The 253-nt window shown below is 43.1% G+C and carries 1 protein-coding gene; it reads right to left on the bottom strand.

Features of this window, described 5'->3' with window-relative positions:
- A partial coding sequence (locus Q4528_RS14875) for a D-alanyl-D-alanine carboxypeptidase (RefSeq protein WP_303522447.1) occupies nucleotides 1-253 on the bottom strand: 253 nt, incomplete at both ends.

The raw sequence follows: 253 nt of genomic DNA on the forward strand, positions 1-253 counted from the left end.
GGTATGACCACTAAAAACTCCCTCATCTATGGTTATTGAAGCCACTTTTTTTCCAAAACCTTTAGTGACTTGAGCTAATAGAGATTTAAGATCTTGGGAGGTAAAACTGGGGTCTCCACGCATATGTAAGCGAAGATGCAGCCCTTCGGGATTAGGTTTCACACTCACTTGGGTATTAAAGCGATAATCTGCACCAAGTTGTTTAATGGCTGCAGTGGCGGTAATCACCTTTAAAGTACTAGCCGGGGTAAGC

This window comes from Staphylococcus pasteuri (assembly GCF_030547725.1).
Lineage (GTDB): Bacteria > Bacillota > Bacilli > Staphylococcales > Staphylococcaceae > Staphylococcus > Staphylococcus pasteuri.